The 24,288-nt window shown below is 63.1% G+C and carries 21 protein-coding genes; 11 read left to right on the forward strand and 10 right to left on the reverse strand.

What is annotated here, in order from left to right; all coding sequences use genetic code 11:
- Positions 1 to 49: 49 nt before the first annotated feature.
- Positions 50 to 439, reverse strand: a complete 390-nt coding sequence (locus NKH60_RS23860) for an RcnB family protein (protein WP_352473947.1) — start codon at positions 437 to 439, stop codon at positions 50 to 52.
- Between the two features lie 378 nt (positions 440 to 817).
- Here NKH60_RS23860 and NKH60_RS23865 point away from each other — a divergent pair, with 378 nt between their 5' ends.
- The 3 genes from NKH60_RS23865 (at position 818) to NKH60_RS23875 (ending at position 4,133) form a co-directional block, all read left to right on the forward strand.
- Entirely contained in the window at positions 818 to 2,482 is a 1,665-nt protein-coding gene (locus tag NKH60_RS23865) for a Na/Pi cotransporter family protein (RefSeq protein ID WP_352873505.1), read from the forward strand.
- Between the two features lie 132 nt (positions 2,483 to 2,614).
- On the forward strand, positions 2,615 to 2,824 hold the full coding sequence (locus NKH60_RS23870; RefSeq protein WP_292658743.1) for a DUF2061 domain-containing protein: 210 nt from the start codon (positions 2,615 to 2,617) through the stop codon (positions 2,822 to 2,824).
- A gap of 127 nt (positions 2,825 to 2,951) precedes the next feature.
- The gene (locus NKH60_RS23875) at positions 2,952 to 4,133 is read left to right on the forward strand and encodes an MFS transporter (RefSeq protein ID WP_352473943.1); all 1,182 of its coding nucleotides are present in this window, start codon (positions 2,952 to 2,954) and stop codon (positions 4,131 to 4,133) included.
- Between the two features lie 2 nt (positions 4,134 to 4,135).
- Here NKH60_RS23875 and NKH60_RS23880 read toward each other — a convergent pair whose 3' ends face one another.
- Together NKH60_RS23880 and NKH60_RS23885 are read right to left on the reverse strand one after the other, a co-directional pair.
- Positions 4,136 to 4,693 (reverse strand): GNAT family N-acetyltransferase, encoded by a 558-nt coding sequence (locus tag NKH60_RS23880; RefSeq protein WP_352473942.1) that lies wholly within the window; start codon positions 4,691 to 4,693, stop codon positions 4,136 to 4,138.
- A gap of 56 nt (positions 4,694 to 4,749) precedes the next feature.
- Positions 4,750 to 5,199, reverse strand: coding sequence for a GatB/YqeY domain-containing protein (locus tag NKH60_RS23885; protein ID WP_352822024.1), 450 nt, complete (start codon positions 5,197 to 5,199; stop codon positions 4,750 to 4,752).
- A gap of 319 nt (positions 5,200 to 5,518) precedes the next feature.
- On the opposite strand from NKH60_RS23885, the gene carA reads away from it, so the two are divergent.
- Positions 5,519 to 6,736, forward strand: coding sequence for a glutamine-hydrolyzing carbamoyl-phosphate synthase small subunit (gene carA / locus NKH60_RS23890; RefSeq protein WP_352836200.1), 1,218 nt, complete (start codon positions 5,519 to 5,521; stop codon positions 6,734 to 6,736).
- Between the two features lie 55 nt (positions 6,737 to 6,791).
- Here the strand turns inward: carA and NKH60_RS23895 are convergent, their stop codons facing one another.
- The 3 genes from NKH60_RS23895 to mntR form a co-directional block, all read right to left on the reverse strand.
- On the reverse strand, positions 6,792 to 8,060 hold the full coding sequence (locus tag NKH60_RS23895) for a TCR/Tet family MFS transporter (RefSeq protein WP_352473940.1): 1,269 nt from the start codon (positions 8,058 to 8,060) through the stop codon (positions 6,792 to 6,794).
- Between the two features lie 150 nt (positions 8,061 to 8,210).
- Positions 8,211 to 9,128, reverse strand: coding sequence for a KPN_02809 family neutral zinc metallopeptidase (ypfJ, locus tag NKH60_RS23900; RefSeq protein ID WP_352473939.1), 918 nt, complete (start codon positions 9,126 to 9,128; stop codon positions 8,211 to 8,213).
- Positions 9,129 to 9,351: 223 nt separating this feature from the next.
- A complete protein-coding gene (gene mntR, locus NKH60_RS23905) occupies positions 9,352 to 9,807 on the reverse strand; it encodes a manganese-binding transcriptional regulator MntR (protein ID WP_023678308.1) in 456 nt (151 codons plus the stop codon).
- Between the two features lie 235 nt (positions 9,808 to 10,042).
- Between mntR and NKH60_RS23910 the strand changes: the two genes are divergently transcribed.
- Together NKH60_RS23910 and NKH60_RS23915 are read left to right on the forward strand one after the other, a co-directional pair.
- Positions 10,043 to 11,410, forward strand: a complete 1,368-nt coding sequence (locus NKH60_RS23910; RefSeq protein ID WP_352473938.1) for an Nramp family divalent metal transporter — start codon at positions 10,043 to 10,045, stop codon at positions 11,408 to 11,410.
- A 151-nt stretch (positions 11,411 to 11,561) separates the two neighbouring features.
- Complete coding sequence (locus NKH60_RS23915; RefSeq protein WP_352683606.1) at positions 11,562 to 12,215, forward strand: dihydrofolate reductase family protein; 654 nt, start codon at positions 11,562 to 11,564, stop codon at positions 12,213 to 12,215.
- A 53-nt stretch (positions 12,216 to 12,268) separates the two neighbouring features.
- On the opposite strand, the gene NKH60_RS23920 is transcribed toward NKH60_RS23915, so the two are convergent.
- Complete coding sequence (locus NKH60_RS23920) at positions 12,269 to 13,138, reverse strand: LysR family transcriptional regulator (RefSeq protein WP_352567932.1); 870 nt, start codon at positions 13,136 to 13,138, stop codon at positions 12,269 to 12,271.
- Between the two features lie 92 nt (positions 13,139 to 13,230).
- Between NKH60_RS23920 and NKH60_RS23925 the strand changes: the two genes are divergently transcribed.
- On the forward strand, positions 13,231 to 13,830 hold the full coding sequence (locus tag NKH60_RS23925) for a LysE family translocator (protein ID WP_352873510.1): 600 nt from the start codon (positions 13,231 to 13,233) through the stop codon (positions 13,828 to 13,830).
- An 18-nt stretch (positions 13,831 to 13,848) separates the two neighbouring features.
- Here the strand turns inward: NKH60_RS23925 and NKH60_RS23930 are convergent, their stop codons facing one another.
- Together NKH60_RS23930 and NKH60_RS23935 are read right to left on the reverse strand one after the other, a co-directional pair.
- Complete coding sequence (locus tag NKH60_RS23930) at positions 13,849 to 14,016, reverse strand: hypothetical protein (protein WP_352836195.1); 168 nt, start codon at positions 14,014 to 14,016, stop codon at positions 13,849 to 13,851.
- Positions 14,017 to 14,162: 146 nt separating this feature from the next.
- Positions 14,163 to 15,341, reverse strand: a complete 1,179-nt coding sequence (locus NKH60_RS23935; protein ID WP_254820339.1) for an MFS transporter — start codon at positions 15,339 to 15,341, stop codon at positions 14,163 to 14,165.
- Positions 15,342 to 15,534: 193 nt separating this feature from the next.
- Between NKH60_RS23935 and NKH60_RS23940 the strand changes: the two genes are divergently transcribed.
- Positions 15,535 to 15,888 carry an ArsR/SmtB family transcription factor gene (locus NKH60_RS23940; RefSeq protein ID WP_352541088.1) on the forward strand — a complete coding sequence of 118 codons (354 nt, stop codon included), beginning with the start codon at positions 15,535 to 15,537 and terminating at the stop codon, positions 15,886 to 15,888.
- A gap of 94 nt (positions 15,889 to 15,982) precedes the next feature.
- Complete coding sequence (locus tag NKH60_RS23945) at positions 15,983 to 16,729, forward strand: metallophosphoesterase family protein (RefSeq protein WP_352836191.1); 747 nt, start codon at positions 15,983 to 15,985, stop codon at positions 16,727 to 16,729.
- Between the two features lie 106 nt (positions 16,730 to 16,835).
- Here NKH60_RS23945 and NKH60_RS23950 read toward each other — a convergent pair whose 3' ends face one another.
- Positions 16,836 to 19,271 carry a DNA/RNA non-specific endonuclease gene (locus tag NKH60_RS23950; protein ID WP_352873512.1) on the reverse strand — a complete coding sequence of 812 codons (2,436 nt, stop codon included), beginning with the start codon at positions 19,269 to 19,271 and terminating at the stop codon, positions 16,836 to 16,838.
- 263 nt (positions 19,272 to 19,534) lie between these two features.
- On the opposite strand from NKH60_RS23950, the gene NKH60_RS23955 reads away from it, so the two are divergent.
- Together NKH60_RS23955 and carB are read left to right on the forward strand one after the other, a co-directional pair.
- Entirely contained in the window at positions 19,535 to 20,425 is an 891-nt protein-coding gene (locus NKH60_RS23955) for an SH3 domain-containing protein (RefSeq protein ID WP_352772068.1), read from the forward strand.
- 228 nt (positions 20,426 to 20,653) lie between these two features.
- Complete coding sequence (carB, locus tag NKH60_RS23960; RefSeq protein ID WP_352816149.1) at positions 20,654 to 24,157, forward strand: carbamoyl-phosphate synthase large subunit; 3,504 nt, start codon at positions 20,654 to 20,656, stop codon at positions 24,155 to 24,157.
- The last annotated feature ends 131 nt before the right edge of the window (positions 24,158 to 24,288 follow it).

Genomic DNA, 24,288 nt, shown 5'->3' on the forward strand with positions numbered 1-24,288 from the left:
GCCGCCTCTCTTTCATTGACCAGCGCCGTGCCGGTCAGACGTTCCGCGGTCACTGCGTGGCGATGGCGCCGAAGATCAAGCCGGAAAGAACGCTGACCAGCAGATAGTCATTGCCAACCCGGATCCATTCCTGCCCGGGACCCGGACGGCGCAGGCCATAGTGGCGATAGTCGCGGATCGGCTGGTGACGCTTCCAGCTGGAATATCTCTGGCCGTTGCGCCAATGGCTGCGCTTCACAACGATCTTCTTCTTCACTAGGACGCGCTTGTTCACGTCGACATGCTTGTTCACGTCGACATGCCTGCCAGGCTTCTGCCAGTCGACCTGGCTGTAGTTCGACTGCGGCGCGTTTGGTGTGTTCAGAGGTGCGGCCTGGCCCTGCCAGGTGGTTGCAGCCAGCATCGAGAAGGCAATGGCGGAAAGAACGATGCGTTTCATGGCGGGTACTCCTTGGTTGTCGATGCCTACGGAATAGAGCCGGAAGGATGAACCGAAACTGAACACCGAGATTACGTTTTCGTAATGATTTCTTACCTTTATAACGACTAATTCAGCGCTACCTTTAAAGCGGGCGTCCGAGAATGGACGCATGACCCGCCGCAACTCCGCAGGCTATGCAACCATTTTGTCAGCCATCCATTTCCGACACGCCCCGTCGCGTGGCAACACGCGTCCGAACCGGGCAAAATTTATTATTCGGCTAAAATAAATCGGAGTAATATCAACCTCTGCAATGTCCACGATTCGCGCCCACTTTTGCCTCTTTGACTTCACCGCGCCCGCGTCGCTGGCACCTGTCGCGTTGCGGGGCCTGGCATGAGTGGCTCGGTCGTCTTGCTGCACCTGGCCGGTGCGGTCGCACTGATGCTGTTTGCCACCCGTCTGGTGAAGACCGGCGTCGAGCGCGCCTATGGCGATGTGCTGCGCCACAAACTGCGCGCCACAATGCGCAATCCGTTCATGGCGGTTCTGGCCGGCTGCGGCCTGGCTGTCGCGCTGCAAAGCTCGACCGCCGTCACCTTGCTGGTCGGCTCGTTCGCCGGCTCCGGTATTGTCAGCGGCATGTCGGGCCAGCTTGCGGTGCGCGGCGCCGAGATCGGCTCGGCACTCGTGGTCAAGCTGCTCACCTTCGATCTGTCGCTGCTGGTGCCGATCTGCCTGGTCGCCGGCACCGTCATGTTCATGGCCACCGAGCGGCGCGACTGGCGCCAGTTCGGCCGCATCCTGGTCGGCATCGGCCTGCTGCTTCTGTCGCTGGAGATGATCGGCCAGGCGTCGGAGCCGCTGCGCCAGAGCACGCTGATGCCGCTCATCGTCGATTACTTCTCCGGCGATCCGGTCACCGCCTATCTTCTGGCGGCGGTGATCACCTGGCTGTTCCATTCCTCGATCGCCGCGGTGCTGCTGATGGTGACGCTGGCCGGCCGCGGCTTCATCCCGCCCGAACTCGGTATTGTGCTGGTGCTGGGTGTCAATCTCGGCTCTTCGATCATCGCGCCGCTTCTAACCCGCAACGCAGAACCCGGCGTTCGTATCGTGCCGATCGGCAATCTCCTGATGCGCGGCATGGGTTCGCTGATCATGCTGATCCTGTTCCTGACGTTCAAACCGCCGGTCGCCTTCTTGGGCAACACGGTGCCCGAGCAGATCGTCAATGCCCACATTGTCTTCAACATCCTGATCCTGATCGCCGGCCTACCGCTGGCGAGCCTGGTCTATCGCGCCTCGGAAAGGATCGTGGCGTTGGGCACCAAGCCCCAGGCCGCCAACGCGCTCGACGTCGTCGAGCTTTCGGCGCTCAACGAAAGTGCGCTCGACGTGCCGAGCCAGGCATTGGCCAACGCCACCCGCGAGGTGGTGCGGGTCTGCGAAACGGTCGAGATCATGCTGAAACGGATCATCGAGCTCTATGAGAGCGCCGATGCCGACAAGATCGGCGCGCTGGCCGCACTCGACGACCGTGTCGACAGGAAGCACGCTGCGATCAAGCTCTATCTGGCCAGGGTCACCAAGAACCCGCTGAGCGAGGACGAGGCGCTGCGTTGCCAGGAACTGATCGGCGCCTGCGTCAAGCTGGAGCAGGTCGGCGACATCATCGTGCGCAACATGCTGGTCCACGTGAAGAAGAAATTCGAGCGTGGGCTGGAGTTCACGCCGGAAGGCTGGCGTGAGCTTTGCGCCTTCCATGCCTTGGTGCTTGCCAATGCCAGGCTTGCCTTCAACGTGCTGGTGTCCCGCGATCCGGAGACCGCTCGCCAGTTGGTGCTGGAAAAGGACCGGCTGCGCGACCGCGAGAAGGAAACCAGCCAGAGCCATTTCGTGCGGCTGCGCGACGGCACCCCCAAGAGCGTCGAGACCAGTTCGATCCATCTCGACACCATTCGCGACCTCAAGCAGATCAACTCGCTGCTCGCCTCGATGGCCTATCCCGTTCTTGAAGAGCGCGGCCTGCTCACCGGTTCGCGGCTGAAGGCCGGATAGATTGCATCCACAGGCCGGGAAGCTTCAGAACATCGCCTATGAAAATTGCTGTGGGCCAATGCGCAGAAATTATCTTTGCGCCACCTCCTGTCTGTCGGCTAAAGATCGCCGCATCTACCGGAAGGAAAGTCGATGGACACCCATTCTCGCAGCTTCGCCAAAGCGCTTTCCTGGCGCATCACCGGCACCATCGATACGATGATCATTTCGCTCGTCGTGACCGGAAGCATCAAGCTCGCCGCTGCCATCGGCCTGACCGAGGTCGTCACCAAGTCGCTGCTCTACTACCTTCACGAACGTGCGTGGCTGAAAATTCCTTACGGGAGGAAGGCAGCCGCCTAGCTCTTGCCTCCGCGCGGACGCCTGACCGGCGATCAAGAAAAGCTAAAGCGGCGTCGACAATTTCTGGATTGCCCGCTGCCCTCATCCGTGGTTTGAGGCGACCTTATCTGAGGATCGCCTTTCCGCCATGCTCCCCCTCATTGCCCTGTTCATTGCCGCCTTCGCCTTCGGCACTACCGAATTCGTCATCGCCGGCGTGCTGCCGCAGGTGGCGGAGGGCCTTGGTGTTGCGATCCCGACCGCCGGCTATCTCGTTTCCGGCTATGCCGGCGGCATTGCAGTCGGCGGCCCGCTGCTGGCGCTCGCCACCAAAAGCTTCTCCCGCAAGGCCCTGCTGCTTGGACTGACTGCAGCCTTCACCATCGGCCAGGCCGCCTGTGCGCTGGCGCCCGACTTCGCCTCGATGCTGCTGTTGCGGATAGCGGTGGCCGTCGCGCATGGCGCCTATTTCGGCGTTGCCATGGTGGTGGCCGTCGGCCTCGTGCGCGAAGACCAGCGCGGCATGGCGGTGGCGCTGATCCTGTCCGGCCTCACCGTATCGAACGTAATCGGCGTTCCGGCCGGCACGGCAATCGGCAACATCTGGGGATGGCGTGCGACATTCTGGGTGATGTGCGCGCTCGGTGTGGTGGCCTTCACGGCAGTCGGCGCCCTGCTGCCGCGCAAGACGGGATCGTCGAGCCCGTCGGCGAGCCTTGGAAGCGAGGTCCGTGTGCTCGCACGCCAGCAGGTCTGGACCTCGCTCATTATTATGCTGATGCTGATGATCGGCCAGTTCGGCCTGTTCACCTACATCACGCCGACGCTGCTTGAGGTCACCGGCCTCGACGAGAAATGGATACCTTGGGTGCTCTTGCTCAACGGGGTCGGCGCAACGATCGGCGTCTTTGTCGGCGGGCGGCTCGCCGACTGGAAGCTGATGCCGTCGCTTATCGCCATGCTTTTCCTACAGGCGGCAATGCTCGCCTTGATCTACGCTGTCGGCCCTTACCCGCTGCCGATGGTGATAGCGATCTTCGTCTGGGGCGGCCTCAACTTTGCCATCGGCACTCCGATCCAGACCCGCATCCTGACCTGGACCGCGGACGCCTCCAACCTTGCCTCGTCGCTCATCCCGTCGGGCTTCAATGTCGGCATCGCGCTCGCCGCATCGCTCGGCGCGGCGATGCTCAATGCCGGCTATGGCTATCGCAGCCTGCCGGTGGTTGGCGCGATCGCCATGCTGGTCGCCGTCGCGGTTGCGCTTGCCTCGCATGTCTGGGAATGGCGCAGCCGGGCTGCGCCGCCGCTGCCGGCTGCCGCCGAATAGGGCTACAGATCGATCCGGTAGCGCAGGCTTTCCGCGCCGCCATAGGCGGCGTCCTCGAAGAAACGCCCGACGAGCCGGCCGCCATTGGCCAGAACGACCTTCTGCGAGGGCACATTGTGAGGCTTGCAGGTGATTTCGACGAAGGGCAGGCCAACCGCCCTCGCCTCCACCAGCATCAGCCGCAGCGCCTCGGTCGCATAGCCGCGTCCCCGTTTCCACGGCACCACCGCATAGCCGATGTGGCCGAGCACATGCGACGGCAGCGACGCGGTGCCGTGCTGCCAGCGCAGGCCGATTGAGCCTGCGACTTCCCCGTCCCAGATCCAGCGCCGGAATCCGGGCAGCCGCGGCACCGTCGAACCGTCGGGCAAGGTGATCGGCGGTCCCTTGCCATCGGAATCGTCGAGATCGCCAAGGAAAGTCGCTGGATCCTTTTCGATAGCCGCAAGCTGCTCGCGCGTCGCGTCGAGCAGCCGCACATTGTCCGGCGACCAGCCGCGCTCGAGGGCCGCCTTGTAGGACGGCAGGTGTTCAAACGCCGGTTTGACGAGTTCGATCACGGGCGCGGGCTTTTGGCTGCCGGATTGCGGGCGCGACGGCAAGGGCCTTCGGCGGCTTACTGCAGCAGGCTCTTGACGATGCCGCTCGCCTTGGAGAAATCCATCTGGCCGGCGTATTTTTCCTTGAGCGCCGCCATCACCTTGCCCATATCCTTGACGCCGCTGGCACCGGTCTCGGCGATGGCGGAACGGACGGCGCTTTCCGTCTCGGCCTGACCCAGTTGCGTCGGCAGGAAGTCGCGGATGATGGCCATCTCGTCGCGCTCCTGCGCTGCAAGCTCCGGCCGCTTGCCGTCATCGAACGCCTTGGCCGATTCCTCGCGCTGCTTCACCATCTTGGCCAGGATCTGCAGGATCTCGTCATCGCTCGCCGGCTCCTTGCCGGCGCCGCGATTGGCGATGTCGCGATCATGGATGGCCGCCTGGATCAGCCGCAATGTCGGCAGCCGCCGCTTGTCCTGCGACTTCATCGCGCTCTTCAGGGATTCGGCGACTTTGCCTCGCATGGTGCTTTCTCCTTCGAATGCGGCGGACAATAGTCGTGCCGATAGCTCAAGGCAAACTCGATAGCGTCCGGCAAACCGCTGATATTATTCGACGAAATAAATCTAGGCTCGCACGGCGCGGCATCATTGACCGCCTTGGCGCCTTCCCCTATGTACTGGGCCTTGCATGAATTGAATTCTAGTGCACGTCGCCCAAAAATGCGTAGCGGTTTTGGGCAACGACAGGCACAAGTGAAAACTTAGCGCGCCGAGGCTGTGAGATCGCCGCTTCGCGCCTTTTGTTGCGCCGACTGAGGGCGCAACCTTTAGGAGTGCCGCCATGGCAACGATGACAGCCGCGTCGACCCCCCCTTGGGCCAGCGAGAGGCCGACAGCCCTGCTGGTGCTGGCCGACGGCACTGTCATAGAGGGCCGCGGTCTGGGCGCCACCGGCTCCGCCGTCGCCGAGGTCTGCTTCAACACCGCGCTGACCGGCTACCAGGAGATACTCACCGACCCATCCTATGCCGGCCAGATCGTCACTTTCACCTTTCCGCATATCGGCAATATCGGCACCAATGACGAAGACATCGAGGACCTCAACCCGCTGGCCCGCGCCGGCGCCGTCGGCGCCGTGTTCAAGGCCGATGTCACCAACCCGTCGAATTACCGGGCCGGAACCGGTCTCGACCAGTGGCTGAAGAAGCGCGGCATCGTCGCACTTTCGGGCATCGACACGCGGGCGCTGACCGCGCTGATCCGCGAAAAGGGCATGCCCAATGCCGTCATCGCGCACGCGCCCGACGGTATCTTCGACGTCGATGACCTCAAGCGCCGCGCCGCCGCATGGTCAGGGCTTATCGGGCTTGATCTCGCCAAGGAGGTGACCTCCGGCCAGTCATCAGTCTGGCGCGAGACGCCCTGGGTCTGGAACGAGGGCTTTGGCGAACAGGCTGATCCGTCGATGCACGTCGTTGCCGTCGACTACGGCGTCAAACGCAACATATTGCGCCTGCTGGCCGGTCTCGGCGCCAAGGTCACCGTGGTGCCGGCAAAAACCGGCGCCGAGGAGATCCTGGCGATGCGGCCCGACGGCATTTTTCTATCCAACGGCCCTGGCGATCCGGAAGCCACCGGCGACTACGCCGTTCCGGTCATCCAGGATCTGTTGAAGACCGAAATCCCGCTTTTCGGCATCTGCCTCGGCCACCAGATGCTGGCGCTGGCGCTGGGCGGCAAGACCGCAAAAATGCATCAGGGCCACCACGGCGCCAATCATCCCGTCAAGGACCACACCACCGGCAAGGTCGAGATCGTCTCGATGAACCATGGCTTTGCCGTCGACGCCGACTCATTGCCGAGCGGCGTCGAGGAAACCCATGTCTCGCTGTTCGACGGTTCGAATTGCGGCATTGCGCTCACCGGCAGACCGGTCTTCTCGGTCCAGCATCATCCCGAAGCCTCGCCCGGCCCGCAGGATTCGCACTATCTGTTTCGCCGCTTCGTCAACTTGATCCGCGAAAAGCGCGGCGAGCCGGCACTGGCCGAGCGTCTTTAGCGCATTGCGTAAAAACGGATTTGACTGACGGCGCCGGCCGGGCTCCCGGCGCCGATCAAGCCCCGTCCGTCACGGCTTCCCGCGCGTGCATGCGTTTGACTTCCTTCGGCGTCGGCTTGGCCACCCTGGTGACGAAGACGACGAGCGCCAGCGTGAGGAAAATCGCGCCGAGCAGATACGGGGCACCGCCGAAAACCACGGGCGCGTTCGGGCCCGTGAACCAGGAAAAGATCGCCGTATAAAGCAGCGGTGTGATGATCGAGGTGATCGAGAAGATCGAGGTCATCGCGCCCTGGAGTTCGCCCTGGGCGGAAGGTGGCACCTTGGCGGCCGCCAGGCTTCTGAGCGGCGGGTCGGCCAACGCCTCGAGACATCCGACGACGATCACTGCATAGATCATCCAGCCTTGTGACGCGAAGGCGTAGCCGAAGGCGCTGAGTGCGGTAAATGCCAGACCGATTACCGCCGTCTTCCACTCGCCGAGCTTAGGGATCACGCGCGGCAGGACTGTCGCCATGACGATCGCCCCGCACAGGCCGAAAGCGCCGAGCGAGAAGCCGATCTGTTGTTCGCTCCAGCCATAGCGATAACTGGAGACGAACGACCAGACCGCAGGATACATCATGTGCCCCAGCGTCATCAGAAAGAAGACAAGTCCGATCCAGCCGATACCTTCGTAGTTGCGCATCTGGACGAGCGTGCCGACCGGGTTCGCGCGTTTCCACTCGAAGCGGCGACGGTGCTTGTTATCAAGTGTTTCCGGCAACAGAAACAGCGCGATCAGAAAGTTTGCGAAAGCAAGCCCGGCAGCGAAATAGAACGGCACACGCGGCCCGAACGTGCCGAGCAACCCGCCCAGAACCGGCCCGATGACGAAGCCGACGCCGAAAGCAATGCCGAGCAGCCCGAAATTCTTCGCACGATTTTCGTCGGTCGAGATATCGGCAATGAATGCCGATGTCGTGGAATAACTGGCGCCGGAAATGCCGGCCAGCACGCGGCCGATGAACAGCATCGGATAGGACCAGGCGATAGCGCAGATCAGATTGTCGATAGCGAACGTCAGCACCGAGGCAAGCAGGATAGGCCGCCGCCCGAACCGGTCGCTCAACCCGCCCATCACTGGTGCGAAAACGAACTGCATCGCCGCATAGACGAAGAACAGCCAGCCGCCCTCGATAGCCGCCTCGCTGATGCCGACGCCGGTCAATTCCCTGAGATAGGCCGGCAGCACCGGCATAATGATGCCGAAGCCAATGATGTCGAGCAGGAGGGTGGTGAAAACAAGCGCAAGGCCCCGCCTGGCGGTTTTGGGGTCTATCATGATGGTATCTCCTCGGGCCGCCCAAGCTAACGGGAACACATCTTATAGGCGAGCACATCGCTGGGAACAATGAGGGAACGGGCAGAGTGCTTTCATCCTGACATCCCCTGACTGCGATCCAGTCTCTCGGATTACGAGAAAACCGTCGGCTCAGATCGGGTTGTTGAACGTGTCGCAGTCCGAAAGCTTGCCGTTCTGGAAGCCTCGCGCCAGCCAGGTCTGCCGCTGCTGCGACGTGCCGTGGTTGAAGCTTTCCGGCACGACGTAGCCCTGCATCTTCTTCTGCAGCGTGTCGTCGCCGATCTGCTTGGCGGCGTTCAGTGCCTCTGCCATGTCGCCCTGTTCCAAGATGCCTTTCTGACCGGTGAAATGCGCCCAGATGCCGGCAAAGCAGTCGGCCTGCAACTCGACCTGCACCGACATGTGGTTGGCGTCCGCTTCGCCCATGCTCTGCCGCATCTGGTTGAATTTGGGCAGGATGCCGACGAGGTTCTGCACATGGTGGCCGACCTCATGCGCGATCACATAGGCCTGTGCGAAATCGCCCGAGGCACCGAACTGCTGATCGAGCTGCTGGAAGAAGGTGGTGTCGAGATAGACTTTGCGATCGTTGGGACAGTAGAATGGTCCGGCCGCTGACGAGGCAGAGCCGCAAGCAGAGCCGATCCGTCCGCTGAACAGGACCAGTTTTGGATCTTGATAGGTCAGGCCCTCGGACTGAAAAATACCGGTCCACGTGTCCTCGGTCTCGGCCAGCACAGTCGACACGAACTGCTTCATCTCGTCGGAGGCGGGCGCACCGGTGCCGCCGCCTTGCGCACCGCTATTGTCGGTGATCTGACCGCCGCCGGGCTGCAAGCCGCTGTTATCGAGGATCTGACTCGGGTCGAAGCCGAAATACCACCCTGCCAGGAAAATCAACCCTACGATGATAATGCCCGACATGCCGCCGCCGCCCGCGCGACCGCCGATCGGGATGCGAAACTGCCCCGGCCCGCCGCCAAGCCCGCCGCTCTGGCCGCGCTCGTCCTCGACATTGTCACTCTGACGACGGCCCTTCCAGAGCATGGCAACCCCCGTGATGCAATTTTCCGGCCGATCGGGCCGTGTCCCGGTTCGATCGGACACGACAACAATTATCTCAACGGTTACGCCAAGTCACAGTATTTTTCGTGCGAACAAGCAATGCTTGCTGACGCTTGCCTGCTCTGGCCGAGACATCGCAAGGTCTGTGCCGTTCACCCTGCTCGTGGGAAGCGAGTCGCGCGAAGAGATACGCTGGCCGTGCTTTTCAGCGGGCGGCGATTATTGCCTTGCGAAAGGCTTCGAGCGTCTCGGCGCTGACATGATGCTCGATGCCCTCGGCGTCGATGCGCGCCGTCTCGGCGCTGACCCCGAGCGAGCGCAGGAAGGCCTCGACCGTCTGGTGGCGAATGCGGCTCTCTTCCGCAACCTTGCGGCCGGCATCGGTCAGGAACACGCCACGATAAGGCTTCCGGGAGACCAGCCCGTCGGCGCACAGCCGCGTCAGCATTTTCGCGACCGTCGGCTGAGCGACGCCGAGCCGTGCCGCGATATCGACCTGGCGCGCCTCGTTGCCATCCTCGATCAGGTCGGCGATGAGCTCGACATAATCCTCGACCAGCGCGCTGCGGCGCGCTTCACGCGTCTGCCTGAAGCCTTCCGAGTGGATTTCTGCGTCAGGCAGCGGCTTTTCGCGAGGAACCGGTCTTTTCTTCAGCGCCAATACGCGCTCCTCCCGGCAGTTTGAATCGACATTGCGGTCATAACACGGAACCCTATTGGTTCTGGCCGTTTATTTCCATTCGGTGGCCGGCGCAACCGGCGTTCACTGCCGTTCAGGCCGCACGCCAAGCGGCCACAAGAAAAAGCTCAGACAATGAAATATAGCATATTGCATAATGTTCAGCCGTGGCATAGATAAGGAGACAACATCGATCGTTCCAGTGGAAAGCCATTTCATGTCGGAAGCCGAAGCCACCTCAGCCCCCCGGTCCATGTGGCGATTTGCCCGCCCGGAGGACGACGAGCAGCCCAGCCTTCGCGAAGTCAACGCAACGATCGCGGTGCCGCACTCGGGGATCTGGCTTCGCCGGCTGTTCGCCTTCATGGGGCCGGGCTACATGGTTTCGGTCGGCTATATGGATCCGGGCAATTGGGCGACCGACCTCGCCGGCGGGGCCCAATTCGGCTACACGCTGCTTTTCATCATCATGTTGTCGAACCTGATGGCGATCCTGCTGCAGGCACTCGCCGCCCGGCTCGGCATCGCCACCGGCCGCGACCTTGCGCAGGCGTGCCGCGCCTATTATCCGCGACCAGTCAATTTCATGCTTTGGGTCGCTTGCGAACTGGCCATCATCGCCTGCGACCTGGCCGAGGTCATTGGCACGGCGATCGCCTTGCAACTGCTGTTCGGCATTCCGCTGATAGGCGGCGCCATCATCACCGCGCTTGATGCCTTCCTGCTGCTGCTGCTGATGAACAAGGGCTTCCGTTTCCTCGAGGCCTTCATCATAGCGCTTTTGATTATCATCTTCGGCTGCTTCGCCATCCAGATCTTTGCCGCCGCCCCGCCGGTCGGCTCCATCCTGCATGCGATGTTCGTGCCGTCGTCCGAGATCGTCACCAATCCGGCCATGCTCTACATCGCCATCGGCATCATCGGCGCCACGGTGATGCCGCACAATCTCTATCTGCATTCCTCGATCGTGCAGACCCGCGCCTATGAGCGCACCGATCGCGGCAAGCGCGACGCCATCAAATGGGCGACGACCGACTCGACCATCGCGCTGATACTGGCGTTGTTCGTCAATGCTTCCATCCTGATCGTGTCGGCGGTGGCGTTCCACGGCACCGGTCATCATGACGTTGCCGAGATCGGCCAGGCCTTCGAGCTTCTGTCGCCGCTGCTTGGCCTCGGCATCGCTTCCATCCTGTTTGCCGTAGCGCTGCTCGCCTCCGGCCTGAACTCGACGGTGACGGCGACGCTCGCCGGCCAGATCGTGATGGAAGGGTTCTTGCGGCTGCGCATCCCGCAATGGGCGCGCCGCCTGCTGACGCGCGGCATCGCCATCATTCCGGTGGTGGTGGTCACCGCGCTCTATGGCGAGAAGGGAACCGGTCAGTTGCTGGTCTTCAGCCAGGTAATCCTGTCGATGCAGCTCCCCTTCGCTGTCGTACCGCTGGTGCAGTTCGTCTCGGACAAGCGCAAGATGGGCAATTTTGCCATTTCCCGCGCCGTCGCCGTGCTGGCCTGGGTGGTTGCCGCGCTCATCCTGGTGCTCAACTTCAAGCTGCTCTACGATACGGTCGTTGGCTTGGGCTGAGCGTTCTCGGCTCCAAGCTGAGACGATAAGGTCGGCAGTCACCTGCCCCCGGTCCTAGAAATTTGCCGGCCGCTGTCGGACAAATGTCCGTTCGCCCGTCCTTGGCTCGAACTCCGGCCATGACGGCACGGATCAGAGAAAGGGAGCTCCAATGAGGAAGATCATCGCCGCAACATTCGTCAGCCTCGACGGCGTCATGCAGGCGCCTGGTGGCCCGCAAGAGGACCCTGTCGGCGGCTTCAAATTCGGCGGCTGGACGTTTCATTACTGGGACGATGTGATGGGCGCCGCGATGGGCGAGACGTTTTCAAAACCGTTCGCGCTGCTTCTCGGCCGCAAGACTTACGACATCTTTGCCGCCCACTGGCCTTATCAGAAAAATGATCCGATCGCCGACAGCTTCAACGCCGTCACCAAATATGTGGCGACGCACAGGCCGGATTCGCTGTCCTGGCAAAACAGCCAGCCGCTCGGCAGCGATGTCGTGGCGACGTTGCGCCGGATGAAGCAGGAGGACGGCCCCGACCTGCTCATTCAGGGATCGAGCGAGCTGATCCAGACCTTGCTCGCCAATGACCTGATCGACGAGATCAGCCTGCTGATTTTCCCGCTGGTGCTGGGCAAGGGCAAAAAACTGTTCGGCAGCGGCACAATACCCGCCGCCTTCAAGCTGACCCGTTCGCAGGCATCGACCACCGGTGTCATCATGGCGAGCTATGAACGCTCCGGCGAGATCAAGACCGGGTCATTTGCCACGGAGCAGCCGTCCGAAGCCGAGATCGAGCGGCGCAAGAACTGGAAGTAGATGCCGCAGGGCGATCAAGGACGGCTGAACACTGGCCGTCCTTTTTGCTGTTTTTAAGCCGCCTCTCGTCGCCCTGCCAACCCATCGCGGAGGTGGCCCGCGAATGCCAGTGCAGCCGGCGCGACGTCGTGCTTCGGCAAATGCAGATTGATCGAAAAATTCGGCAATGACGGCAGCTCCGGATCGTTGGCCAAAATGTCGAGGTCGACAGGCACGGTCGACGCCAACCAGGTGGTGACGGCCAAGTCCGAACGCACTGTCGCCGTCGTCGCGTCAATGCTGCCGTTTTCGAATACGGTGCGCCATTCCAGCCCATGCTCGTTAAGCGCCTCCAGCACCACCGGGCGGAACGCACAGGTCTCGGCGACCATCGAAACCGGCAAGGGCCGCTTGCCGCGGGCGGCGCCGCCTTTGGCGCCGACCCAGACCAGCCGGTCGACAACAAGGCATTCGCCGGCCGACCGACCGATCGGCTCCTCGATCACCGCGAGTTCTATCGTGCCGGTCGCCAAGGCTGCGGCCAACTCTGGCGACGAAGCACAGACAAGCGAGATCTCGACCTGCGGATAGGCCTCGGCATAGGCCTTCAGCACCGGCGCAAGCAAGGTGCCGACAAGGTCGTACGGCACCCCGAGCCGGACCTGACCGGCAACCGCATCGCCCGCCATCTCCGCCAGGATCTCGTCATTGAGGGAAAGCAGGCGCTTGCCCTTGCCGAACAATCGCTCGCCGGAGCGGGTCAATCGCAATCCGCGCCGATCGCGATCGAACAGGCTGCAGCCGAGAACCTCTTCCAAACGCTTGATCTGCTGGCTGACGGCACCTTGCGTCAAATGCAGCGCGTTGGCCGCCGCCGTCATGCTGGCCTTGTCGGCAACGGTGACGAAGGTTCGGACCAGGGCAGTATCGAGGTTGCGGAGCATCCGGCTATTATATTTGCTAATGCGTGTCATAGCAAACATTGCATTTACTGATGAGCCGAACAGCCTACCGTGCAGGCTTCAAAGGAAGCAGCATGTTTGAACCTGTCCTTCCCCTCGTCCTGTTCGCGCTGGTCTCAACCTCAACGCCCGGCATGGCCGCGACCTTGTCGACGGCGTCCGGCGCGCAGTTCGGCTTTCGCCGCTCTATCCCGCTGATGGCCGGGAGTGCGGCCGGCCTGGCCACGGTGGCTGCGGCAGGTGCTGCCGGGCTCGCCGGTCTGCTGGCCGCCGCTCCTTCGCTGCAACTGGCAATGAAAATGGCCGGTACCCTCTATCTGACGTGGCTTGCCCTCAAGATCGGCCGCAGCGGTCCGCCCAATCTGGACGTGGCCATGGCAAAGCCGAACAGCTTTTTGGGCGGCGCCGGCCTGCAATGGATGAACCCAAAGGGCTGGGCCATGGGGCTGGGAGCGGCGGCATCCTTTGCCGCGCTCGCCAACGGGCCGCTGCAGCTCGCCGTGCTGCTCGGCACGGTCTTCGGCCTTGCGGCGGCCCTCTCGCTGGCGGCGTGGTGCGTGGCGGGCACGCTGCTCGCCCGGTTGCTGCGAACCGAGCGGCAGTGGCGCATGCTCAACGCCGTCCTTGGCCTGCTGCTGGCCGCCTCGATCATTCCGATGTGGCGGACAGCGTAAGGTCAGTCTTTAGCCATGTCAGGCAGCGTAACGCGCCGCCGGCTTGCCCGCCAGAAGACTGCCGAAGAAGCCTTGCGGACGCGAAGAAAGGCACCCCCCGGCAATATCGGCAAGACCCGGTGCCGTGAATGCTTCACCCTTTGCCAGGCCAACCAGCGCTGCATCGACCAGATCGTCGGCGGTCATGACGATTTCTTGCGGAACGTCGGCGAGGTCGCTTCCGGCAACTTCCCAGAATTCGGCGCTGGACGAAATCGCCGCGCTTGATTTTGACGCACCGCCGGCCGCGAGTTGAATTATCGGCGGCCGGCAGCCAAGCTCCCCTGACAGCCTTACTCGGCCGGCATCGCCACCGGGCGCGCCGCCAGATGGCCCGCCAGTACCACGCCCAGACCAATGATCGGGAATGCCGCCGCGACCACGCCGAGGTCGGCCGGTGCGCCATAGCGCAGCACCGCGGCGCCGACCACGGCACCCAGTGCCACGCCGAGATAGAGCGCCGAAGCGTTCAGCGATAGCACGATGGGCGCGGCATCGGGCGCCAGCTTGATGATACGGCTGGCCTGCGCCGGCGGGAACGCCCAGCCGACGATGCCCCACGGCACCATCATGGCCATGAGCGCCGGCCCGGCGATCTCGCGCGGCAGGAACATCGGGATCAGCGAAAACGTGACCAGCATGGCGGCACTCAGCGCCAGCGACCAGCAGACGGTGCGCGTCGCGCCGAAACGGTCGGCGGCCTGCCCGCCGCCGATATTGCCGATGACCGCGCCAACGCCGAAAGCGAGCAGCATTCCGGGAAGCGCGATCGGGTTCAGTCCGCCGCCTTCGATCGCGAGCGGCGCGACAAAGGCAAAGACGGTGAAGGCGCCGATCAGCGCCAGGATGGTCGTCACCAGGATAGGCATGACGCCGGGGCGAAGTGCCGCTGCCAGCCGCATCCGGAGCGGCAGCCTGGTGCCGACGATGCCGCGCGGCAGCCGGTACCACAGGATCGCGCCGGCGAGCGCACCAAGGCCGGCAATGGCAAAGAAGGTGCCGCGCCAGCCGGCAACCGTCGCAACGAGCGCGCCGAGCGGTGCTCCGACCGCGACCGCAACCGTAGTGCCGCCGACGACCACGGCAATGGCTCGGGCGCGGTGATGATCGTCGACAAGCGCAACGGCCGTTCCCTGTGCGGTCGCCGCGAACAAGCCTGACGACAGCGCCATGACGATGCGCGCGATCAACAGCAATTCGAAGGAGGAGCTTAGCGCCGCGGCGACGTTGCCCAACACGAAGAACACCAGCGTCCACAGGATGACGCGGCGCCGGTCCCATTCGCCGGTCAGCGTTGCCAGGATCGGCGTGCCGATCGCATAGGCGAGCGCAAACGCGGTGATCAGCGTGCCGGCGAGCGGAACGGAGATGGCGGCATCCTTTGCAATGTCGGGCAAAAGGCTGGAGATGACGAAACCTTCGGTCGAAATCGTGAACGATCCGAGCGCAAGCCAGATTAGGCGCTTATCCATGGCAATTTCCTTAGTTCAAAGGTTATTGAACAATTGGACATAACAGGGCATGATGTCAATAAAGCCGCTGCAAAATAGCCGAACCATCCTGACAGCCCGGTGTCAGGACCGGGCGACGGGACGAAACTATGTGTCCATTGGCCACGAGAGGAGATGCGTTGAAATCGGCTCCGAATGTGCTTAATTCCTGGGCATGACCTTGCCCCATCCCACCGCCGACCAGATCAGCCTGCCGAACGTGCTTGCCGTGCTCGGCGACCCGACGCGACTGGCCATCGTGCGCTATCTCGCCAGCAAAGAGGGCGTGCCGCTGAATTGCAGCCGGTTCCTCGATCTCTGCTCGAAGACCAATCTGAGCTACCATTTGGCCAAGTTGCGTGAGGCCGGCGTCACCCGCACCGAGGCGGTTGGAACCAGCCGGCTGATCACGCTGCGCCGTGACGATCTCGACCGCCGCTTCCCGGGCCTGCTCGACAGTGTTATTGCCGCGGCCGGCGACGCATCGTTGCCGGCGGTCGGCGGCCAAGAGATCGAAGTCCGCGCCTGAACGACCCAAAGCTAGGTTCCGCTCTCGCCCGCTTCGCGAGACGAGCAAAGTAGCTTCACCCGCCCTCCAGCCATTCCAATTAACGGAGCCTGCCATGCGCATTGCCGTCCTCGCCGACATCCACGGCAATGTCCTGGCGCTCGACGCCGTGCTCGATGATCTGCGGCAGCGCGGCGGCGCCGACCTCATCGTCAATCTCGGCGATTGCGTTTCCGGCCCGCTCTGGCCGCGCGAGACCATGGAGCGGCTCGAGACGCTCGACCTGCCGACGGTGCGCGGCAATCACGACCGCCGCGTTGCCCGCGACACCGCCGACGAGACCATGTGGCCGTCCGACCGCTACGCGCAGGAACGGCTGACCGCAGGCCAGCGCGAGGCGCTGTTCGCGCTGCCCCTCACGCTGGAGGTGGCGCCCGGCATACTCGCCTTCCATGCCCGGCCCGACCACGACGAAAAATACCTGACTGACGCGATCGTCGACAGCCGGCTGGTGCGCGCGCCGCTGGTCGCAATCGAGCGGCGCCTCGGCGCGATCGATCCCGCCTGCCGCATCATGCTTTGCGGCCACAGCCATCGCAGCGAGCTGGTCCGCATTCCCGGCGGTCCGGTCATCTTCAACCCGGGCAGCATCGGCTGCCCCGCCTATGACGATTCAACCCCGCCGGCGCATGTCTCCGAACAGGGTTCGCCGCACGCCCGCTACGGCATCGTCGACTTGCATCCCGATCGTTTCGAAGCCATCGCCGTCGATTATGACCACGAGGCGGCGGCGCGCCAGGCCGAGCAGGCGGGACGGCCCGAATGGGCTCACGCGCTGCGCACCGGCTTCATGCCGGGCTGAGCTTGCTCATCCCGGGCTGAGCCTGCTCATCCCAGGCTGAGCTTGCTCATGCCTAGCTGAACGGTTGACCGCCTTCGAGCGGCAGAAGTCGCGACCGGTCCAAGCTTCAGTCGTCAGACGCCGATGGCTTCGATCGCTTGGCAGGACGTCGGGCGCTGGCCGCCGAAGTCTTGGACGCCGAAGTCTTGGACGTCGAAGTCTTGGACGTCGAAGTCTTGGACGTCGAAGCCTTTGGCCGTGACGTCTTGGGCGCCAGTTGCGTTGGGTTGAAACTCTGTGCTGGGGCGGATTCGGAACCGGCCCGAATGTCGGCGTCGCGCACCTGCTGGCCAAAGTTCAGGCCGGTCAGCTCTTCAATCTCGGCCACCGTCGAAAGGAACTCCGATACCCTGGCAATTTCAAGCGGGTCATCGAATGCCTCGGCACGCTCGCCGAACGCTTCGGGCATCACTTCCAAAACCGGCTTCTGGTCCGCCAGCAGCGCGATGGCGCGCAGGCCAGCTTGATCGGACCACAGCGCGATCTTCCAGAACTTCAGGGGGACATGGCTGTCGAAGCGGTAGGGAGGATCGTCCTCGCCGAACACTGGCCCGGCAAACACCGTGACACGGCCTCGCGTCGTATAGGCGTTGCGCAGCACATAGGTTTCTACCGCGCGCCATCTCAACTTCCCCTTGGAGCCGGGATGGTTAAGCGAGCTTCCTTGATTGAAGAAGCCGACTTGCGGCGCAGCATTGGTATAAACGAACGTGTCGCGTTCTGCCGCGACCGCCTCCTGATCGACGCCCCATGCGGGGTCGCCGCGAAGTGTAATATGGCCCTTCTGGAACATTCGAGCGATTCGTTCCTTGGATTTTGCGACGGGAAATCCAGGCACATTCTGGCTCGAATAGAATTCCTGGTTCATCTGCTCGCCAAGATCGATGCGCCGATCCGGCCGGAAAGCATCGCTGGCTTCCGAACCGGAAATCGACTCCACCCCCAATTCGAGAAGCGACGGGTTGTCGATGACCGTCTTGTCCTCACGATTGACCGCCTTGGTGCGGGATCCATCGATATTGCAGGCGGTGACGAAGGCAAGCCTGCGATCGGCGTTCATCAAGATCGAAAAATGATGGTAGCGCAATTCGTGTGGGTCCTCTCCCGGTTTGGCAAGAAGGTTTTTGGCCAACCGGTAGGGTGAATTGGCGACCGTCGGCATTGCCAGGACAAAGCCCGGTATGAAGCCGGGCTCATACCCTCCACGATCATCGAAATCCTCTGTTTTCCAACCCGCGGCCTCGGCGATGGCCACCTTCCCGGGTTCGCTTGCCGGGCCTTTGCCGTCGTTTCGTCTCGCATCGCCTCCGTCGATCAGCGGCGCCCGGACATTTATCTCGACGGGAAAAGTCCAGGTGACCGAGCCATCGGCATTGTGTCTCGTCGCCGGCGGATTGCGATCCGGTTCCGGCCGCTGCACCGGCTTGTCCGGCACATCTTCGCGAATATCGGCGTTCAGCCGAACTGTCTCGTCCATCATGCGCGGCATGCCGGCCCAAATCGCCATGGCTTGCGAAACCGCCGATGCCGAGGAGCCCGGCAGCTTGGACTTTCTAGCACCCAGATGGTCAACGATGGCGCTGATCCGTATGCCTTCGTTGATCTCGCGGGCAAGCGCATAGCCACCTATGCCCGTCACCTCGTGGAACGGGCCGGCCCAATGGTGCAGGGCGATAGGTTCCCATTCATTGTTGAAGACCGGGGATCCGGAAGAACCCTGTTCGGTGTCGGCGACATAGTGCAGGACTTGTACCGTTTCGTCGCGGGCCACCAGCCGGTTTTCACGCAACACCAGTTCCTTGAAGCGGCCATCGGGATGCTGGACGATGTTGGCGATTTCGCCGAGCATATGCTTGTCGCGCGCATCCGACAGCGAGATAAAACCGAACTCCCCCAGTTCCTTTGGACCGGAACGCCGCTCGCCAACCCCGATCAGCGTATAGTCCAGACCCTCTATGCTATCGCTCACGAAACAGGATTCAGGATCGAACAGGAACGTCGTCGGCGTACGCACGGCATTTGCACCGTCCTGCTCATAATCGAACTGGACCTGGAAGCGCCGGGAATCCGCCGGCGACGAAATCACATGGTTGTTTGTGAGGAACAGCCTTGGCCCGACCAGAAAACCCGATCCTTGTGGATTGCCGTTGAGAAAGGCAACGCGGCCAACCGCATCGGCAGCACGGCGCCCACGCTCGAGGAATGCGACCCCGATGAAATCGAGCGTTGGGCCGAGAATTGCCTCCGGCCCCGGCTGCTTGGCGGCGGCCTTCCTTTCCCCGGCAGACCTCATGTCGATCGCTGCCGATATCATCTCCGCTTCGGTGCGGCTGAGCGATGCCTTTACCTGCAACCTGTCGAGCCGCCTGGAGAGGGTCTGTTCGGCGGCCAGCGGATTGCCGTTGGCGATGTGACCAAGTGAAGCCTCAATCTCGGCGCGCGTTTTCTTGATACGCTGGCGAACTATGTTTTCCACCTGCGCAAATATTTCAAGGTCGACCATCTTGCCCTCCTCAACCTTACTTGAGAGAGTGCATATTTACATGAAATGTGCAATATTTTGCCGGCTGTTAGTTCACGGAAGTGGCCTGGTCGCGATTCAACACGCGGCACCGTTTCGGGCTTACACAGCGCCGTCTCGTCGCCTATAAAAACCGGCTGGCGTGCGATGGCGCTTTCGTGCCTGGCCGCGCATTCGGCAATTGAACCTACCGCCCATGGCAGATGATTAGGCGCACAGTAACACTCCCGACGACGCTGCTTGCGGTGATCGCCGCTCCGCTGATGCTGGCGGAGTTGCCGGCCAACGGCCAGGAGCCGGAGCCCATCGTCTCGATTGTGACGGGTCTCGCTCCGGATGACCTCCTGAACGTGCGCGCCACGGCGTCGGCCATGGGCAAGATCGAGGCGCGGCTGCCGAGTGGTTCGAGCGTGAAAAATCTCGGCTGCGGCGACGTCAGCGGCTACAAATGGTGCAAGGTTGAAGACATTGATGACCCGAAGATGAGCGGATGGGCGCCCGCACGCTACCTCGACCCTATCAATCCCCGGCAAGTGACACCGCAGGTGGCGGCCAGTGCGGAGAACCCTGCGCCTCAGCCGCTGCCCGACCTGACAACGCGCCTCGGCGCGACCGCTCCCGAAACGCCGCTGAATTCCCCTGACGCGATCGGCAGGGTGGCGATCGAGGATGCTTACCGCCTGGCCCTGGCCGGTGGAAACCCCACGACTGGACAGGTTGATGGATCGCCGCCCGCGGCAGTGGGTCCCGTCCAGAATTTCGGCGCGGCCAACGCGGCGCCCCCGGCCGACGCACAGACCGTTGCGCGGCTTCAGCCGCCGGGGACACCGGTACCCGGTGCCGGCAACGCCATCCCCTGTGCGCGCTATCTCGGCCAGCCGATGACCAGCTGCAAGGCAGGCGTGGTGCGCACCGGCGACAAGACCGACGTGACCGTGACCTGGCCCGATGGCGGCACGCGCATCATCAGCTTCAAGGCCGGCAAGCCGGCCGGTGCGGACGCACCCGGCGAATTCCGCTTCACCCGCGAGGGCAGCCTGAACATGATCCGCGTCGGTGCTTCCGAACGCTTCGAGATTACGGACGCTTTGGCGTTGGGGGATAGTGGTAAGGGGAATAAGGCAGTAGGGCAGTAGGGCAATATGTTTAAAGGGCGCTCGAACCTCTGCCCTACTGCCCTACTGCCCTACTGCCCTACTGCCCTACTGCCCTACTGCCCTACTGCCTGCCATTTTAGGGGCTTACATCCGGCAAAACTCTTCCCTATAAGGCCCTCCTAGCCTGATACCAGAATCGCGAGCACAACCGGCCGGGTCATCCCGTCCGGCTTTTTGTGCAAGCCGCCCGCCGAACGGACCCTCGACATGCCAAGACGCACCGACATCAAGTCGATCCTGATCATCGGGGCCGGCCCCATCGTCATCGGCCAGGCCTGCGAATTCGACTATTCCGGCACCCAGGCCTGCAAGGCGCTGAAGGAAGAGGGTTTTCGCGTTATCCTGGTCAATTCCAATCCGGCCACCATCATGACCGATCCGGAACTGGCCGACGCCACGTACATCGAGCCGATCACGCCCGAAGTGGTGGCCAAGATCATCGCCAAGGAGCGGCCGGACGCGCTGCTGCCGACCATGGGCGGCCAGACCGCGCTCAACACCGCTCTGTCGCTGCGCCGCATGGGCGTGCTCGACCGCTATCAGGTCGAGATGATCGGTGCCGACGCCACCGCAATCGACAAGGCCGAGGACCGCGCGCTGTTTCGCGAGGCGATGAACAAGATCGGCCTGGAAACGCCGAAGTCGATGCTGGCCAACGCAACCGACGTCAAGAACGCCGACCGCAAGACGCACGAGGCCGAGCGCGCCGCGCTGAAGGCCGAGAAGCCGGAAAATCTCGACGCCGCGCTCGATGCTCTGGAAACGCGCTGGAACCTCGGCGAAGGCGACCGCAAGCAGCGCTATATCAGCCATGCCATGGCGATTGCAGCACAAGCGCTCGACCATGTCGGCCTGCCCGCCATTATCCGCCCCTCCTTCACCATGGGCGGCACCGGCGGCGGCATCGCCTACAACCGCGCCGAATTCTTCGAGATCGTCCAGTCCGGCCTCGACGCCTCGCCGACCACCGAAGTGCTGATCGAGGAGAGCGTACTCGGCTGGAAGGAGTATGAGATGGAGGTTGTCCGTGACAAGGCCGACAATTGCATCATCGTCTGCTCGATCGAGAACATCGACCCGATGGGCGTGCATACGGGCGATTCGATCACCGTCGCCCCTGCGCTGACGCTGACCGACAAGGAATACCAGATGATGCGCAACGCCTCGATCGCGGTGCTGCGCGAGATCGGCGTCGAGACCGGCGGCTCCAACGTGCAGTTCGCCGTCAACCCGGCCGACGGCCGCCTGGTGGTGATCGAGATGAACCCGCGCGTCTCGCGCTCGTCGGCGCTGGCCTCCAAGGCGACCGGTTTTCCGATCGCCAAGATCGCCGCCAAGCTCGCCGTCGGCTACACGCTGGACGAGCTCGAGAATGACATCACCGGCGGAGCAACGCCGGCCTCGTTCGAGCCGAGCATCGACTATGTCGTCACAAAAATCCCGCGCTTCGCCTTCGAGAAGTTTCCCGGCGCCGAGCCGGTGCTGACCACCTCGATGAAGTCGGTCGGCGAGGTCATGGCCATCGGCCGCACTTTCCAGGAATCGCTGCAGAAGGCCTTGCGCGGGCTGGAGACCGGCCTGACCGGTCTGGACGAAATCGAGATTCCCGGCATCGGCCATGGGACGACAGCTGCCAGCCACGTCGACGACCGCAACGCCATCCGCGCCGCACTCGGCACGCCGACGCCGGACCGGCTGCGCATGGTGGCGCAAGCGATCCGCATGGGCACTTCGCTCGAAGACGTGCACGCGATGTGCAAGATCGACCCGTGGTTCCTCGAACAGATCGCCGGCATTCTCGACATGGAAGCCCGCATCCGCGAGCACGGCATCCCCGAGGACGCCGCCAATCTGCGCATGCTGAAGGCGATGGGTTTCTCCGATGCCCGCCTAGCATCCCTGGTCAGGAAGGATGTCGAAGAGATCCAGAAGATTCGCGAAAAACTCGACGTTCATCCGGTCTACAAGCGCATCGACACCTGCGCCGCCGAGTTCGCTTCGCCCACCGCCTACATGTACTCGACCTACGAGGTGCCGTTCGCAGGCGCGCTCGCCAACGAGGCGCAGGTCTCGTCGCGCAAGAAGGTGGTCATCCTCGGCGGCGGCCCCAACCGCATCGGCCAGGGCATCGAGTTCGACTACTGCTGCTGCCATGCCGCCTTTGCGCTGCGCGACGCCGGCTTCGAGGCGATCATGATCAACTGCAATCCCGAAACCGTCTCGACCGACTACGACACCTCCGACCGGCTCTATTTCGAGCCGCTGACGCCGGAGGACGTGCTGGAGATCCTGCGCGCCGAGCAGGCGTCCGGCGAGCTGGTCGGCGTCATCGTCCAGTTCGGTGGCCAGACGCCGCTGAAGCTCGCCGATGCGCTGGAGAAGGCCGGCATCCCGATCCTCGGCACCTCGCCCGACATGATCGATCTCGCCGAGGACCGCGACCGTTTCCAGAAGCTGTTGCACAAGCTTGGCCTCAGCCAGCCGAAGAACGGCATTGCCTATTCGGTCGAGCAGGCCCGCCTCGTCGCCGGCGAGCTCGGCTTCCCGTTGGTCGTGCGCCCGTCCTATGTGCTCGGCGGCCGCGCCATGCAGATCATCCACGACGAGAGCATGCTGCAATCCTATCTGCTCGACACCGTGCCCGGCCTGGTGCCGGAGGACATCAAGCAGAAATACCCCAACGACAAGACCGGCCAGATCAACACGCTGCTCGGCAAGAACCCGCTGCTGTTCGACACCTATCTCTCAGGCGCCATCGAAGTCGATGTCGATTGCCTTTGCGACGGCAGGTCGACCTACGTCTCCGGCATATTGGAGCACATCGAGGAGGCCGGCATCCATTCCGGCGACTCGGCCTGCTCGCTGCCGGTGCACTCGCTGCCATCGGAGCTTGTCGACGAGCTGGAGCGCCAGACGGCCGCACTCGCCCGCGCGCTCAATGTCGGCGGTCTGATGAACGTGCAGTATGCGATCAAGGACGGCACCGTCTATGTGCTCGAGGTCAACCCGCGCGCGTCGCGCACCGTGCCCTTCGTCGCCAAGACCATCGGGCGTCCCATTGCAAAGATCGCCGCCCGCATCATGGCCGGCGAAAGCCTGGAAGACGCCTTCGCCCACTACGGCGCCATGCCCGACCCGCGCAACCCCGGCCACATCGCCGTGAAGGAAGCGGTATTCCCGTTCGCCCGCTTCCCCGGCGTCGACATATTGCTCGGCCCGGAAATGCGCTCGACCGGCGAGGTCATGGGCCTCGACCGCGACTTCGCGCTGGCCTTCGCCAAGAGCCAGCTCGGGGCGGGTGTTGATCTCCCCCGCGCGGGCACGCTGTTCGTCTCGGTGCGCGACGAGGACAAGAAGGGCATCTTGCCGGCAGTCAAGCGCTTGGCCGGCCAGGGTTTTAAAGTGCTGGCCACCTCAGGCACCGCCCGCTTCCTCGCCGAAAACGGCGTCGCCGCCGAAAAGATAAACAAGGTGCTGGAAGGCCGCCCGCACATCGAGGACGCCATCCGGAACCGCCAGGTGCAGATCGTGTTCAACACCACGGACGGCCAGAAGGCGGTGTCGGACTCAAAATCGCTGCGCCGCGCCACGCTGATGCAGAAAGTGCCGTATTACACGACGCTCTCGGGCGCGGCTGCGGTGGCGGAGGCGATTGCAGCGTTGAGGGCTGGGAGTTTGGAAGTGCGGCCGCTGCAGGAGTACTTCGCGTAGGCGATTAGCCAATCTCCCTCCTTGTGGGGGCTGTCCCGCCGACGATGCTGCCGGCATATCGCCACGCTTACGCGCCGGCCAATCTTTCCTTCAGAGAAAGTTAAAACGCGACACCGGACAGGTATCTTGAA

It is taken from the genome of Mesorhizobium sp. M1006 (assembly GCF_040318825.1).
Lineage (GTDB): Bacteria > Pseudomonadota > Alphaproteobacteria > Rhizobiales > Rhizobiaceae > Mesorhizobium.

What these genes read in the sequence shown, in the direction of transcription:
- NKH60_RS23885 (WP_352822024.1), bottom strand. Translation starts at nt 5,199, where the DNA reads ATGCGAGGCAAAGTCGCCGAATCCCTGAAGAGCGCGATGAAGTCGCAG.
- NKH60_RS23925 (WP_352873510.1), top strand. Translation starts at nt 13,231, where the DNA reads ATGTTTGAACCTGTCCTTCCCCTCGTCCTGTTCGCGCTGGTCTCAACC.
- NKH60_RS23865 (WP_352873505.1), top strand. Translation starts at nt 818, where the DNA reads ATGAGTGGCTCGGTCGTCTTGCTGCACCTGGCCGGTGCGGTCGCACTG.
- NKH60_RS23860 (WP_352473947.1), bottom strand. Translation starts at nt 439, where the DNA reads ATGAAACGCATCGTTCTTTCCGCCATTGCCTTCTCGATGCTGGCTGCA.
- NKH60_RS23940 (WP_352541088.1), top strand. Translation starts at nt 15,535, where the DNA reads ATGACCTTGCCCCATCCCACCGCCGACCAGATCAGCCTGCCGAACGTG.
- ypfJ (WP_352473939.1), bottom strand. Translation starts at nt 9,128, where the DNA reads ATGCTCTGGAAGGGCCGTCGTCAGAGTGACAATGTCGAGGACGAGCGC.
- carB (WP_352816149.1), top strand. Translation starts at nt 20,654, where the DNA reads ATGCCAAGACGCACCGACATCAAGTCGATCCTGATCATCGGGGCCGGC.
- NKH60_RS23870 (WP_292658743.1), top strand. Translation starts at nt 2,615, where the DNA reads ATGGACACCCATTCTCGCAGCTTCGCCAAAGCGCTTTCCTGGCGCATC.
- NKH60_RS23910 (WP_352473938.1), top strand. Translation starts at nt 10,043, where the DNA reads ATGTCGGAAGCCGAAGCCACCTCAGCCCCCCGGTCCATGTGGCGATTT.
- NKH60_RS23930 (WP_352836195.1), bottom strand. Translation starts at nt 14,016, where the DNA reads ATGACCGCCGACGATCTGGTCGATGCAGCGCTGGTTGGCCTGGCAAAG.
- NKH60_RS23950 (WP_352873512.1), bottom strand. Translation starts at nt 19,271, where the DNA reads ATGGTCGACCTTGAAATATTTGCGCAGGTGGAAAACATAGTTCGCCAG.
- NKH60_RS23875 (WP_352473943.1), top strand. Translation starts at nt 2,952, where the DNA reads ATGCTCCCCCTCATTGCCCTGTTCATTGCCGCCTTCGCCTTCGGCACT.
- NKH60_RS23935 (WP_254820339.1), bottom strand. Translation starts at nt 15,341, where the DNA reads ATGGATAAGCGCCTAATCTGGCTTGCGCTCGGATCGTTCACGATTTCG.
- NKH60_RS23915 (WP_352683606.1), top strand. Translation starts at nt 11,562, where the DNA reads ATGAGGAAGATCATCGCCGCAACATTCGTCAGCCTCGACGGCGTCATG.
- NKH60_RS23895 (WP_352473940.1), bottom strand. Translation starts at nt 8,060, where the DNA reads ATGATAGACCCCAAAACCGCCAGGCGGGGCCTTGCGCTTGTTTTCACC.
- NKH60_RS23920 (WP_352567932.1), bottom strand. Translation starts at nt 13,138, where the DNA reads ATGCTCCGCAACCTCGATACTGCCCTGGTCCGAACCTTCGTCACCGTT.
- NKH60_RS23945 (WP_352836191.1), top strand. Translation starts at nt 15,983, where the DNA reads ATGCGCATTGCCGTCCTCGCCGACATCCACGGCAATGTCCTGGCGCTC.
- carA (WP_352836200.1), top strand. Translation starts at nt 5,519, where the DNA reads ATGGCAACGATGACAGCCGCGTCGACCCCCCCTTGGGCCAGCGAGAGG.